Below are 12,648 nucleotides of genomic sequence, written 5' to 3'. Positions count from 1 at the left end.
CGTCGTACCACCAGCAGGTGAGTCGACGGGCGGGAGTGCGGGGCGGGGCCGTGCGGAGAACCAGAGGGGACGCGGTGCAATGACGGACCAGGCGCCGGGAGGGGCGGAGAGACCGGCCGGGGACAGCGGGCTGCCCGGCTGCTACCGGCACCCGGACCGCGAGACCGGCGTGCGCTGCGTCCGCTGCGACCGGCCCATCTGCCCGGAGTGCATGATAAGCGCGTCGGTCGGCTTCCAGTGCCCCGAGTGCGTCCGCGGCGGCTCGGGTACGGGTGCCGCGCCGGGCGCCTCCGCGCCCCGTACGCTCGCGGGCGGCGTCATGTCGGAGGACCCGCGGCTCATCACCAAGATCATCCTCGGTCTCAACCTCGCGGTCTTCCTCGCCGTGCTCACCGGCGGCGACCGGGTCAGCGACCCGATGCTCCTCGTCGGGAAGGCCATCTTCTCCTTCGGCGGGTCGCTCGAAGGCGTCGCGGAGGGCCAGTACTACCGGCTGCTCAGCTCCGTCTTCCTGCACGAGGAAGTCGCCCACATCGCGCTGAACATGCTGGCGCTGTGGTTCCTCGGGCCGCCGCTGGAGGCCGCGCTCGGCCGGCTGCGGTTCGTCACGCTCTACGTGCTCTCCGGCCTCGGCGGCAGCGCGCTGTTCTATCTGGTCGCCGCGCCCAACGACGCCGCGCTCGGCGCCTCCGGCGCCATCTTCGGCCTCTTCGGCGCCACCGCGGTGCTGATGCGCCGGATGAACTACGACATGCGGCCCGTGCTGGTGCTGCTGGCGATCAACCTGGTCTTCACCTTCACCTGGTCGGGCATCGCCTGGCAGGGCCACATCGGCGGGCTGGTGATCGGCACGGCCGTGGCGTACGGGTTCGTGCACGCGCCCCGCGACAAGCGGGTCCTGGTGCAGCGGGCGGTGGCGGCGGCGGCGCTGCTGGCGATCGTCGCGGTGGTCGTGATCCGCACCCTGCAACTGACGTAGCGCCCGCCGCGGCGGGCCACGTAACCTCCGGGCCGCAGCCGCGTTGAGAGGGGTGGGGCAAGCAGCCACGCCCGAAGTTGTCCACAGGTAGTCAGCGATCCTGTGCGTACCGTGGGGACAGCCGTTCGCTATCGAACGCCCCTGCGTTTTCCTTGGCAGGTCGCGGAATCACCGCTGGTCCGGACGGTGTACCGCGGTCGGACCGGCGTCAACGCCGCTGAGGTTATCCACAGATCTTCTGCTTTCTGCACAGCATGTGGATGACCTGTGGATAACTCTGCCCGCGGGGGCCGCGAGGGGGAGTCCGGCAGCTACTTCCACTGCGTGGAGACGACGAACCCCGCGAGGATGAAGCCGAAGCCGACCACGATGTTCCAGTTGCCGATCGATTCGAGCGGCAGGTCCCCGGTGGTGACGTAGAACACGACGATCCAGGCGAGTCCGATGACGAACAACGCCAGCATCAGCGGTGCCACCCAGCTCCTGCCGGTGCCTGACAGCTTGAACTCGCCCGACTTCGCCGGCGGCGGGGTGTAATCGGCCTTCTTACGGATCCGTGACTTCGGCACGAGAGACTCTCCTGTCGACGCTGCGGTTGCGGGCCTGTCGGGGAGGCCCCGAGCCGCGGGGGCGGCTCCTTCCCCGGGCGTGTCCGTTAGCGTAGTCCTTCCACCGGGGGTAAGGAGACAAGGGTACGGTGACCAATTCCGCACGGCGGCTCCGTATCAGGCCCGCACGGCTGTTCACCTTCGCCGCCTTCGCCCTCGCCGGGCTGATCTTCTGGACCAGCTTCAACACCGCGCAGGGCACCAACCTGCGCACCGACGACTCCATGCTCCGCCTCACCGACCTCATCTACGAGCGCGACCGTGCCAACCAGCGCCTCGACGGCGGCAACGCCTCCCTCCGCGAGGACGTCGACTCCCTCGCCGAGCGCGACCACGGCGCCGGCTCCGCCCCCCGCAAGGAGTTGCGGGAGGCGGAGCGGGCGGCCGGGGCCACCGAGGTCGACGGCGCCGGGCTCACCGTGACGCTCACCGACGCCCCGCCGGACGCCACCGCGCTCATCCCCGGGGTGCCGGACCCCACGCCGGACACCCTCGTCGTGCACCAGCAGGATCTCCAGGCCGTCGTCAACGCCCTGTGGGCGGGCGGCGCGGAGGGCATCCGGGTCATGGACCAGCGGCTCATCTCCACCAGCGCGGTGCGCTGCGTCGGCAACACCCTGATCCTCCAGGGCCGGGTGTACTCACCCCCGTACAAGATCACCGCGGTCGGCGACCGGCAGGACCTCCAGGCCGCCCTGGACGCCGAGCCCGCGGTGCAGAACTATCTGCGCTACGTCGAGGCGTACGGCCTCGGCTACGAGGTCGACCGGCACGATTCCGTGACGCTCCCCGGCTACTCCGGCACCGTCGGCCTGCACCACGCCCGCCCCGTGGAGTGACCACTCCCACGTCCCCCCGGCCGGTGGCGCGGGCGAAGCCCGCCGCTTCGTGGGGCACGGGTCGTTAGTCTGGTGACTCGTACGGACGAATTCGGCAGCGGCGCACGGCCGCACGCGGGCCGCGGAGGGCCCCGCGAGGGCAGTGCGAGGCAACGCAGGGACAACGGCGAAGATCGGCGAAGAGGGACGCATGTACGGCTGGATCTGGCGGCATCTGCCGGGCAACGCGCTGGTACGGGCGCTGATCTCGCTCATCCTCGTCCTCGGCATCGTCTTCCTCCTCTTCCAGTACGTGTTCCCCTGGGCCGAGCCGCTGCTGCCGTTCAACGACGTCACCGTCGACGAGGGAGCCGCCCGGCGATGAGCGCGCGCATTCTGGTCGTGGACAACTACGACAGCTTCGTCTTCAACCTGGTCCAGTACCTGTGCCAGCTCGACGCCTCGTGCGAGGTGCTGCGCAACGACGAGGTGACGCCGCGGCACGCCGTGGGCCCCACCTCGCCGAAGGCGGGCGAGGGAGGCTTCGACGGCGTGCTGCTCTCCCCCGGGCCCGGGACCCCGGAGCAGGCGGGGGTGTGCGTCGACATGGTGCGGCACTGCGCGGAGCGGGGGCTGCCGGTGTTCGGGGTCTGCCTCGGACTGCAGTCGATGGCGGTCGCGTACGGCGGTGTGGTCGGCCGGGCGCCGGAGTTGCTGCACGGCAAGACCTCGCCGGTGACGCACGGCGGCGCGGGCGTGTTCGCCGGGCTGCCGTCGCCGTTCACGGCGACGCGGTACCACTCGCTGGCCGTCGAGCGCGAGTCGCTGCCCGACGAACTGGCGGTCACGGCGGAGACGGACAGCGGCCTGGTGATGGGGCTGCGCCACCGCGATCTGCCGGTGGAGGGCGTGCAGTTCCACCCGGAGTCGGTGCTGACGGAGTGGGGCCACCGGATGCTGGCGAACTGGCTGGTCGAGTGCGGCGACGCCGGTGCCGTCGAGCGGTCGGCGGGGCTGGCGCCGGTGACGGGCGGGCCGGTGACGGGCCCGGCACAAGGGCCGGCACCTGACGTGGCGCCCGTGGGCGGGTTGGCGCCCGCGGGCGGCGGGGCGGCCGGGACAGCGGGGTGACCGACACCCGGCCGGACGACAACGCACCGGGGCGCGCGGAGGAGCGCGAGCCGGGGCGCGAAGCGCGTTACCGCGGCTTCCACGACTCAAGCGCCCCCGGCCGGCCGGCGGACGACGCCGCGGACCCGCTCACCGACCCGCAGTCCGGCGGCCGGCCGCCGCTGCCGCGCCGGGACACGTCGGGAGCGGGCGGGCGTGCGGGCCCCGGTGCGGGGGGCCGCGGGCAGGGCGCCGGGATGTCCGGCGCGGGTGCCGGATCGTCCGGTACGCGGCCGGGGTTCGGCTCCGGTACGGGGCCGGGGCCCGCCGGTTACGGCGCGGGCGCCGAGGGCGGCTCCGGGACGTACGAACAGGGACAGGGCGGCCGGGGCCGGGGGCGCGGGAGCTACGGCGCCGGCGGACAGGATCCGCTGGAGCAGGGCCACCTGCCGGAGTACGCCCACCGCAACCCGCTCCGCGGCGACCCCCTGCCGCCGCCGCGCAGCGCGGACGCGGGGCCGCGGCCGGAGCAGGGCGCACTGCCGCCGCAGGGGCAGGATCCCTTCACGCGGCAGCCCTCGCAGGGCGAGCACCCGCGGCCCCGGCATCCGCAGACCGCCTACCCGCAGCCGCAGGTGCCGCGGCAGGAGCCCGCTGCCGTGGAAGGACCGCGACCGCGGCCGCTGGAGCGGCCCGAGTCGCCGACCTCGGCGGTCTCGCGCTGGTTCCGCCCGCACACCCCGCCGGACGGCCGCGACCCGAACGCCGCCCCGGCCGCCTACGCGCCCCCCGCGCACGGCACCCCGCGAAACGATCCGCCGCCCCACGACGGCCCTCACCCGGGCGACCACCACCCCGGCGGCTACGCGCCCGACCCGGACCCCGCCCCGCACGCCCACCACCCGGACGACCGCGCCGCCCCCGGCGCCCACGCGCCCCCGGCGTACCCCGCGCACACCGATGCGCCGGCCGGCCAGACGGCGATCGTGCCGCAGGAGGGGACCGCGGCGCAGTACCCGATGTCGTCGTACGACGCGGGCCACCCGTCGCCGTACGCGGAGGCGCCGCAGGCGGCCGCGTACGGGCAGAGCACCTCCGCGTACGACCCGCAGGGCCCGGCGGCGTACGACCCGCAGCTCCTCGGCTACGACCAGGCCCCCGCCGACCCCCTCGGCGCCTCCTACCCGGCGGCGACCGGCGACCCGCTGACCGACCCCCTCGACCCGGCACCCCCGACCGGCCGCCGCCGGGCCGGGACCGGCGACCCCCTCACCGATCCGCTCGACCCGCCCGCCGCCCCCCAGCCCTCCCCGCGGCGTCACGCCGGGCGGCCCGCGGTCGAGGAGCAGCAACAGCCGTACACCGTGCCCGCCCAGGGCCGGCACGCCGGCGGCGCCGCCCCGGCGAGCGCCGCCGCCTCAGGTGCAGCCGTCGGCGCCGACCCCTCGGCGCACCGCGACCCCTCCCCCTGGGGCGACCTCTCCGCCGCCGCCCACGCCGGCGGCCCCGCCGCAGCCGACCCGGCGCAGGCCCCGGCAGCAGCCCAGCCGCACGCCCAGGCCCAGACCGCGGTGCAGCCACGGACCCGGGTGCAGCCGCCGGCCCCCGCCCCCGACCAGCCCGCGAACGGCGACCAGCGCCTCACCTGGGGCACCGCCCCCGCCACCCGCCGCCGCGGCATGGGCGACGACGTCCGCGAGGGACGGGGCGACCGCGACGACCGCACCGTTCAGACGATGTCCCTGAACGTCGCCCGCGCGCTGGGCACCCGGATGTCCGCCCGCAAGGCCGCCCGCGCCGCCAAGCAGCAGCGCACCGTGCTGATCAGCCGCATCACCGGCGAGGCGTTCATCACCCTGGGCGTGCTGATGCTCCTCTTCGTCGTGTACCAGCTCTGGTGGACCAACGTCCTGGCCGACCGCGAGTCCCGGCAGGAGGCCCGGCAACTGGAGGAGCAGTGGAAGCGCGGCGACGGCGCGGGCAAGGAGAACGCCCGCGACCCGGGGGCGTTCGAGGCCGGCGAGGGCTTCGCGATCATGCACATCCCGTCGCTGGACGTGAACCGCCCGGTCGCGCAGGGCATCGACAAGCAGAAGGTCCTGGACCGCGGCCTCCTCGGCCACTACTCGGAGGGCGACCTCAAGACCGCGATGCCGTGGGACGAGAAGGGGAACTTCGCGGTCGCCGGGCACCGCAACACCCACGGCGAGCCCTTCCGGTACATCAACCGACTGGAGAAGGGCGAGGAGATCATCGTCGAGACCAAGGACACGTACTACATCTACGAGGTGGCCAGCACGCTCCCGTCGACTTCGCCGTCGAACACCGATGTCATCGACCCGGTGCCCGAGGGGTCCGGATTCACCGAGCCGGGGCGCTACGTCACACTAACGACCTGCACGCCTGAGTACACGTCCAAATATCGGCTTATTGTCTGGGGCAAGATGATCGAGGAGCGTCCGCGCAGCGAGGGCAAGCCCGACGCGCTCATGGACTGAGCGGTACGGGCGGCCGGAGGCCGGCGGACGGAACGGACGGGGAAGCGGTGGCAGCGACGGACGATGAGCGGGAGAGCAGACCCGCAGCGGAGGCCGCGGGAGAGGCTGCGCCGAAGGCCCGGGAGCCGGAGGACGCCGGGGAAGAAGCGGCCGGGCCCGTACGGGACGACGGGGAAACGGCCGCGGAGGAAGAAGCCGGAGAAGCGGCCCCGCCCCGGCCCCGCCGCCGCGGTCTCCTCGCCGGGGCCGTCAGCCTCTTCGGCGAGGTGCTGATCACCGTCGGCGTCCTGATGGCCCTCTTCGTCGTCTACTCCCTGTACTGGACCAACGTCCAGGCCAACCGCGAAGCCGGCCGCATGACCGACGACCTCCGCGACTCCTGGGAGAACACCCCGGACGACGGCAAGCCCCGCCCCGTGGACATCGGCGACCTCAAGGGCGGCATCGGCTTCCTGCACGTGCCCGCGATGGAGGAGAACATCCTCGTCCGCAAGGGCACGGCGACCGACGACCTGAACAAGGGCGTCGCCGGCTACTACACCGAGCCGAAGAAGTCGGCCATGCCCTGGGACCGCCGCGGCAACTTCACGCTCGCCGCCCACCGCGACGGGCACGGCGCGAAGTTCCACGACATCCACCGCATAGAGGAGGGCGACCCGATCGTCTTCGAGACGAAGGACCGCTGGTACGTCTACAAGACGTACGCCGTGCTCTCCGAGACGTCGAAGTACAACACCGCCGTGCTGGACAAGACCCCGGAGGAGTCCGGGAAGACGAAGCCCGGACGGTACATCACGCTCACCACGTGCACCCCGATGTACACCTCCCGGCACCGCTACGTCGTCTGGGGTGAGCTGGAGCGCGTGGACCGCGTCGACGAGGAGCGCACCCCGCCGCCCGAGCTGTCCTGAGCCCCCGGCGGGTGCCCGGAGTGGCACGCGTAGACCGTCGCGGACGTGGAAGAACGCGTCCCGGTTATCTCACCTCCCCGAGGTCTGTCTGGGGGCGGTCCCGCTCCGTAGGATGCAGTTCGCAAGCGCGAATCTGGACTCGGGGACATCTGGGGAGGCCGCACGGCATGGGAGCTCCACGGCAGGACACCAGCGAACGCGCACGAGAACTACAGCGAAGCTGGTATGGCGAACCGCTGGGCGTGCTGTTCCGGCGGCTGATCGACGATCTCGGCCTGAACCAGGCACGGCTGGCCGCCGTGCTCGGCATCTCGGCGCCGATGCTGTCGCAGCTCATGAGCGGGCAGCGGGCGAAGATCGGCAATCCGTCGGTGGTACAGCGCGTACAGGCGTTGCAGGAGTTGGCCGCCGAGGTGACGAGCGGCAGCGTGTCCGCGGCGGAGGCGGCGGAACGGATGGAGGGGATCCGCAAGAGCGCGGGAGGCGCGGTGCTCGGGACGGCGCAGACGCAGTCGTCGACCGGATCGACGACGGTGCGCCGGGTCGTACGGGAGATCCAGTCCCTGCTGCGCTCGGTGGCCGCCGCCGGCGACATCATCGACGCGGCGGACAGGCTCGCGCCGACGCAGCCGGAGCTGGCAGAGTTCCTCCGGGTGTACGGCGCCGGGCGCACCGCCGATGCCGTAGCACATTACGAAGCACATCAGTCATAACCGGGTGAATTACTAACGAAGCCGTACAAGGGGCGGGCGCAGCAGCATGGGTGAGGTCTTCGCTGGGCGGTACGAGCTGATCGATCCGATCGGCCGGGGCGGGGTGGGCGCGGTCTGGCGCGCCTGGGATCACCGGCGACGGCGCTATGTGGCGGCCAAGGTGCTGCAGCAGAGCGACGCGCACACGCTGCTGCGCTTCGTCCGCGAGCAGGCGGTGCGCATCGACCACCCGCACGTGCTGGCACCCGCCAGTTGGGCGGCCGACGACGACAAGGTGCTCTTCACGATGGATCTGGTGGGCGGCGGCTCACTGGCCCATCTGATCGGCGACTACGGACCGCTCCCGCCGCGGTTCGTCTGCCTGCTGCTCGACCAACTGCTCGCCGGCCTGGCCGCGGTGCACGGCGAGAACGTCGTGCACCGCGACATCAAGCCGGCGAACGTGTTGCTGGAGGCGACCGGCACCGGCCGGCCGCACCTCCGGCTCTCCGACTTCGGCATCTCCATGCGCAAGGGCGAGCCGCGGCTGACCGACACCAACTTCGTCGTCGGGACGCCCGGTTACTTCGCGCCCGAGCAGATGCTGGGCGCCGAGCCCGACTTTCCCGCGGACCTGTTCGCGGTGGGTCTGCTGGCGCTGTACCTGCTGACCGGGGAGCGTCCGGACAGCCAGGCGCTGGTGGAGATGTATCTGAAGAACGGCGTGCCGCCGGCCCCGAAGGACGTGCCGGAGCCGCTGTGGCAGGTGCTCGCGAGCCTGCTGCAGCCGGATCCGGAGATGCGGTTCCGCACCGCGACGGGTACGCGGAAGGCGCTGGCGGAGGCGGCGGAGCTGCTGCCGGAGCTGGATCCGGCGGAGGAGCCGGTGGAGGTCTTCGACCAGCTCGGGCCGCTGCCGGTGGGGTTCGGGCCGCGAGGTCCCGAGCGAGCGCAGGAAAGGGCGGCGGAGGCCGCGCCGGGGCCGGGTCCGGGACTTGGTGCCGGTGCGGGTCTCGGCCCTGGTGCCGGTGCGGGGCCCGGTCCCGGTGCCGGTTTCGGTCCCGGTACGGGTACGGGGCCGGCCGGTGACGCCGGCGCCGCGGGCCCGGCGGGGCCCACGTACGCGCCGCCGGGCGGCGCCGGATACGTACCCCCGCCCGCGGCCGCCGCGCCCGAGCCGGGCACGGCGGGGCCCGGCACCGCGCACCCGCCCGCGGCGGGCCCGCCCGGCCCCGGCGACCCGGCCGAGGCGACCAGCTACGGCATCGCGCCACCCGCCGCGTCGCAGCCGCCGACGCCCACCGCCCCGTACACGACGGCCCGGCCGCAGCCGCGGTCCCAGCCGCCGCAGCCCCGGCCCGGCGCCGCGGTGCCGCAACGGCGACCGGGACCGCCGGCGAAGGTGGCGATCCCGGTCGCGGTGCTCGCGGTGCTGCTGATGGCGGCCGGCGTCTGGGCGCTGGTGTCGGGCTGACGCCCGTACGCCCGCGGTCCCGCTGGGCGGCTTCCCCTACTGCCGCCAGTTCTGCTGCGGCGGCAGCGGCGGGTGCCCGTCCCCGTACGGCCGCTCGCCGTACGCCGGACCGCCGGCTCCGCTCCCGTACGCCCCGGGCGCCGTCTGCGTGTCCGCGCCCGCCACCTGCGGGCCGCCCGCCGCGCCCGGCACCGCCCGGCGCCGTGCCAGCAGCGTCCACAGGCCCAGACCCGCCAGCAGGACCACGCCCGCGCCGATCCCGGCGATCGCCAGGATCTTCTTCCCGGCACCGTCCCCGTCGCTCTCCGCGCCGGCCGCCGTGCCCTCCGCCGCCGTGTCGCGGTCGTCGTCCGTCACCCCGAAGCCGGCCGCCGCCGCGTCCCCGTCGTACGCCGGGCCCTCCTCGGGCTCGCCCTTGACGGTCGTCCGCAGCTCCACCGGCACCGGCCCGTCCGCGAACTCCCCGACCTCCTCGGAGACGCTGACGGCGAGGTAGTACCAGCCCGCGAAGCCGACGTTGCCGAGTTCACGGCTGTAAGACGCGTAGCGGTTCTCGTACGCCACCGGCGGGGCCACGGCGGGGATCGCCGCGGGGTCGTCGCCGAAGTACGTCTCGTTCTCGTCGGCGACGAACCCGCGGGCGGGGTTGTAGAAGTCGACGCGCACCCCGTTGGAGGCGAACGCCGTCTCGTCGCTCACCCGCGTCGTGCCGAACTCGGTCTGCAGGAAGAGCTGCTGGCCCCAGTCGAGCGGCACCCGGTAGAAGTGCGTGGCGCCCGGCCGGATCTCGTCCGTCCACACGCCGTGGTCGATGGCGACCGCGTCGTTGAACCCGGTGCCGCCCTTGCGCGGCTCGGCCTTGCCGGTCGGCGGCGGCGGGGCCTCGGTGGGGATCGACTGCGGGTCCGGCGGGGTCGTCGGCCCGGCCTTCGCCAGCGGCGGCTCCGCCATGAAGCGCAGCTCCAGCGGCCACTCCGCCGGGCTGGAGGTCGCGTCGCTGACGCGGGTGACGATGAGGTGGTAGACGCCGGCCTCCTGGCAGGCGCCGCCGGGCTGGACGACGCGCCCGACGTAGTCGGCGATCGGCCGGGCCGCGCCGTCGGCGGCGAAGTCGACGTCGGAGCTGCTGCACCGGTCGCCGCCCTTGCTCTCCAGCTCCAGCTCGATGCCGTCGCCGTACGCGACCTTGGTGCCCGGCTTCGGCGCGGCCACGGCGGATATCCAGGCGTGGGACTTCGCGTCGAGCGTGACGCTGTAGTACAGCTCGTCGCCGGGGGCGAGGGAGTCGGTGTAGGTCTTGCCGGCCTCCACCTTCTCGCCGCCGGTGCTGCTCGCGGCGCCCTCGATGGGCTCGGCGTCCTCCGCCGTCCGGTACTCGCCGGCGTCGACCGGCGAGTCCACCGGCGCCGCGCCCTGCCGGCCGGCCGCCGCCGCGGCCGGAGCCGCCGCCGGGAGCGCGGCCTGCGCCGCCAGCGCGGCCACCGCCAGCGCCGCGGCCGGCCCCGCCATCGTTCGCGTCCTCACCATCCACCCCTTACGCCGTTGCCTGCCGCCGCTTCCGCGGGCGCTTCACCCGCGGGCCGCCGCTTCCGGTTCCGTACGATCACGAACGCGGCCCCCGCGCCGACGAGCAGCACCCCGCCCGCGATCCCGCCGGCGAGCGGCAGGACGGAGTCCGATGATTCCCCCTCCGCCCCGGCCCGCGCATCCCTCCCGCCGTCCTCGCCGTTCGCGCCGCCGCTCCCGTCACCGGCGACGGCAGGCGCCCCGTGCCGCGGCCCCGACTTCTCCTCGCCCAGCACGTCGACGCGGAGCATGACGCCGATGGCCGTGTTCCGCGCGAAGCGCGCGGCGTCGGGACCCAGCGAGACCGACAGGTAGTACGCGCCGCCGCGGCGCACGGGCACGACCTCCGCGGCGGTCTCGTAGCGGTTCGTCCAACTGACCGGCACCGTACCGAGGTCGGCGGCGACGGGCTCACCGTAGTAGCTCCGGCTGCTGCTGAACGGGCCTTCGCCGACGACGGCGCGGCCGGGCGAGTAGAGGTCGGTGGCGGCGAAGCTGGAGGTCCCGGCGGCGCCGTCGAGCGTGGGCTCGTTGGCGAACTCGACGCGGTAGCGGAGCTGCTGGCCCCAGCCGACGACGACCTTGTAGAAGCGCGTCTGCGCGGGCAGCAGTTCGTCGCGCCAGACGCCGGGGCCGATCGCCTTCGCGTCGTTGAAGCCCGTACCGCCGGTGATGTCCTCTGGGTCCGCGGTGGGCAGTTCGGCGCCCTCGGCGCCGGCCGGGCCGTAGTCCGTCTCGGACTGCGCGGGCGTGACGCCGGCGCGCAGCGGCTCCTCCCGGCCGACGGCCAGCTCCAGCGGCCAGCGGGCCCGGTCGGAGCCGGCGGCGCTCGTGCGGTGGACGCTGAGGAGATAGCGGCCGGCGGCGTCGCAGGGCTCGCCGCCCTCGGCGCTGGGTATGCGGCTGACCGCGGCGGTCAGCGGCTGCGCGCCCTCGTCCTGCTCGAAGTGCCCGTCCCTGGCGTCGCACCGGGTGCCGTTGCCCTCGGTGGCGTGCAGCTCCAGCTCGATGCCGTCGCCGTACGCGACGGGCACACCCGGCTGCGGCACGGCGGTGACGCCGAAGTCGGCGGCGGAGGCGGCGTCCAGCTCGGCGGCGTACCACTTGGTCTCGCCCGCGCCGATGCTGTCGAGATACTGGCCGGGCCGGACGTCCGCGGCGCCGCCGCGGCCGAGGCCGCCCTCGACCGGGTCGCCGCGGAAGCGGTACCCGTCGGCCGAGAGGCGGGCCGCGCGCTGGAGCTGGCGGGCGAGCGCGTCGGCGTCGGGGGCGTCGTAGTACGCGCCGTGTCCCTTCTCCGCGATGCACTTCAGCTCGTCGCGGGCCTTGCCGCCGACCTGGAAGCCGACCGTGTCGATGCGCAGGGCGCCGAAGGCGCCGCCGGTCTCGCCGAGTCGCGCCGCGACCTCGCAGGGGTCGGGGGTGCCGCAGGTGTCCTCGCCGTCCGAGACGAGGAGGAGGGAGCGATGGCCGAGGGCGCCGGGCGGGCGCTCGGGGAGGTCCCGGGCGGCCTGCCGGAGCGCGTGGCCGATGGGGGTGTCGCCCTTCGGCTTCACATCTGCTACGGCGCCCTTGATGCGGTCCCGGTCCAGCGCCGCGACGGGCACGGCGAGGCGGGTGTCGGTGCAGCCGCCGGCGCGGTCGGCGCCGTAGACGCGCAGGCCGGTCGGGTAGCCGTCGGGCAAGGCGTCGACGACGGTGCCGACGGCCGCGCGGGCGGACTCGATCCGGGTGGCGCCGGAGCCGTCGTCGTCGGCCATGGAGCCGGAGGAGTCCAGCACCATCACCAGGCCGCCGCCGGTCGGCGCGGGCGCGGCGGGCGCGCCGGGCGTTCCCGGTGCGGCGGGTGCGGCGGTCGCCGCGGAGAGCGGTCCCGCGGTCAGCGCGGCGGCGAGCACCGCTGCCACGCCGGCGTACGCGGGCCGTCGCGGGCGGCCGCGTGGTGGTCGTTCCATGACATGTCCCCCCTCGTTCTCTGCCATGTGCTCATGC

General features: G+C 74.4%; 11 protein-coding genes. 8 read left to right on the top strand and 3 right to left on the bottom strand.

Translation table 11 applies throughout. The features are described 5' to 3' along the window. Positions 1-79: 79 nt before the first annotated feature. Entirely contained in the window at positions 80-979 is a 900-nt protein-coding gene (locus FB457_RS20925) for a rhomboid family intramembrane serine protease (protein ID WP_047016819.1), read from the top strand. A gap of 311 nt (positions 980-1,290) precedes the next feature. Here the strand turns inward: FB457_RS20925 and crgA are convergent, their stop codons facing one another. Continuing rightward, positions 1,291-1,548, bottom strand: coding sequence for a cell division protein CrgA (gene crgA / locus FB457_RS20920; RefSeq protein WP_047016818.1), 258 nt, complete (start codon positions 1,546-1,548; stop codon positions 1,291-1,293). A 128-nt stretch (positions 1,549-1,676) separates the two neighbouring features. On the opposite strand from crgA, the gene FB457_RS20915 reads away from it, so the two are divergent. The 7 genes from FB457_RS20915 (at position 1,677) to FB457_RS20890 (ending at position 9,090) form a co-directional block, all read left to right on the top strand. After that, positions 1,677-2,426, top strand: coding sequence for a DUF881 domain-containing protein (locus FB457_RS20915; protein ID WP_145782794.1), 750 nt, complete (start codon positions 1,677-1,679; stop codon positions 2,424-2,426). 190 nt (positions 2,427-2,616) lie between these two features. Next, positions 2,617-2,790: a hypothetical protein gene (locus FB457_RS35315; protein WP_027774183.1), complete on the top strand. Its 174-nt coding sequence runs from the start codon at positions 2,617-2,619 to the stop codon at positions 2,788-2,790. After that, complete coding sequence (locus FB457_RS20910) at positions 2,787-3,536, top strand: aminodeoxychorismate/anthranilate synthase component II (protein ID WP_047016816.1); 750 nt, start codon at positions 2,787-2,789, stop codon at positions 3,534-3,536. Before FB457_RS35315 ends, FB457_RS20910 begins: the two co-directional genes overlap by 4 nt. Further along, entirely contained in the window at positions 3,533-6,013 is a 2,481-nt protein-coding gene (locus FB457_RS20905) for a class E sortase (protein ID WP_078898330.1), read from the top strand. The genes FB457_RS20910 and FB457_RS20905 overlap by 4 nt, the downstream gene beginning before the upstream one ends. Before the next feature lie 47 nt (positions 6,014-6,060). Beyond that, positions 6,061-6,924, top strand: a complete 864-nt coding sequence (locus FB457_RS20900) for a class E sortase (RefSeq protein ID WP_047016815.1) — start codon at positions 6,061-6,063, stop codon at positions 6,922-6,924. 167 nt (positions 6,925-7,091) lie between these two features. Continuing rightward, positions 7,092-7,637: a helix-turn-helix domain-containing protein gene (locus FB457_RS20895; RefSeq protein WP_047016814.1), complete on the top strand. Its 546-nt coding sequence runs from the start codon at positions 7,092-7,094 to the stop codon at positions 7,635-7,637. A gap of 46 nt (positions 7,638-7,683) precedes the next feature. Beyond that, positions 7,684-9,090 (top strand): serine/threonine-protein kinase, encoded by a 1,407-nt coding sequence (locus FB457_RS20890; RefSeq protein WP_145782792.1) that lies wholly within the window; start codon positions 7,684-7,686, stop codon positions 9,088-9,090. A 36-nt stretch (positions 9,091-9,126) separates the two neighbouring features. Here FB457_RS20890 and FB457_RS20885 read toward each other — a convergent pair whose 3' ends face one another. Both FB457_RS20885 and FB457_RS20880 read right to left on the bottom strand, forming a co-directional pair. Continuing rightward, positions 9,127-10,599 (bottom strand): hypothetical protein, encoded by a 1,473-nt coding sequence (locus tag FB457_RS20885; RefSeq protein WP_347612048.1) that lies wholly within the window; start codon positions 10,597-10,599, stop codon positions 9,127-9,129. 11 nt (positions 10,600-10,610) lie between these two features. Then, complete coding sequence (locus FB457_RS20880; protein ID WP_145782790.1) at positions 10,611-12,611, bottom strand: VWA domain-containing protein; 2,001 nt, start codon at positions 12,609-12,611, stop codon at positions 10,611-10,613. Positions 12,612-12,648 lie beyond the last annotated feature (37 nt).

It is taken from the genome of Streptomyces sp. CNZ287, from assembly GCF_007827615.1.
Note: the sequence above shows the minus strand (reverse complement) of the source record. Positions and strands in the feature narration are given on the sequence as shown.

Excerpts from the sequence above, each read along its gene's own strand:
- FB457_RS20925 (WP_047016819.1), top strand. The coding sequence starts at position 80 with ATGACGGACCAGGCGCCGGGAGGGGCGGAGAGACCGGCCGGGGACAGC.
- FB457_RS35315 (WP_027774183.1), top strand. The coding sequence starts at position 2,617 with ATGTACGGCTGGATCTGGCGGCATCTGCCGGGCAACGCGCTGGTACGG.
- FB457_RS20910 (WP_047016816.1), top strand. The coding sequence starts at position 2,787 with ATGAGCGCGCGCATTCTGGTCGTGGACAACTACGACAGCTTCGTCTTC.
- FB457_RS20895 (WP_047016814.1), top strand. The coding sequence starts at position 7,092 with ATGGGAGCTCCACGGCAGGACACCAGCGAACGCGCACGAGAACTACAG.
- FB457_RS20890 (WP_145782792.1), top strand. The coding sequence starts at position 7,684 with ATGGGTGAGGTCTTCGCTGGGCGGTACGAGCTGATCGATCCGATCGGC.
- FB457_RS20885 (WP_347612048.1), bottom strand. The coding sequence starts at position 10,599 with ATGGCGGGGCCGGCCGCGGCGCTGGCGGTGGCCGCGCTGGCGGCGCAG.
- FB457_RS20880 (WP_145782790.1), bottom strand. The coding sequence starts at position 12,611 with ATGGAACGACCACCACGCGGCCGCCCGCGACGGCCCGCGTACGCCGGC.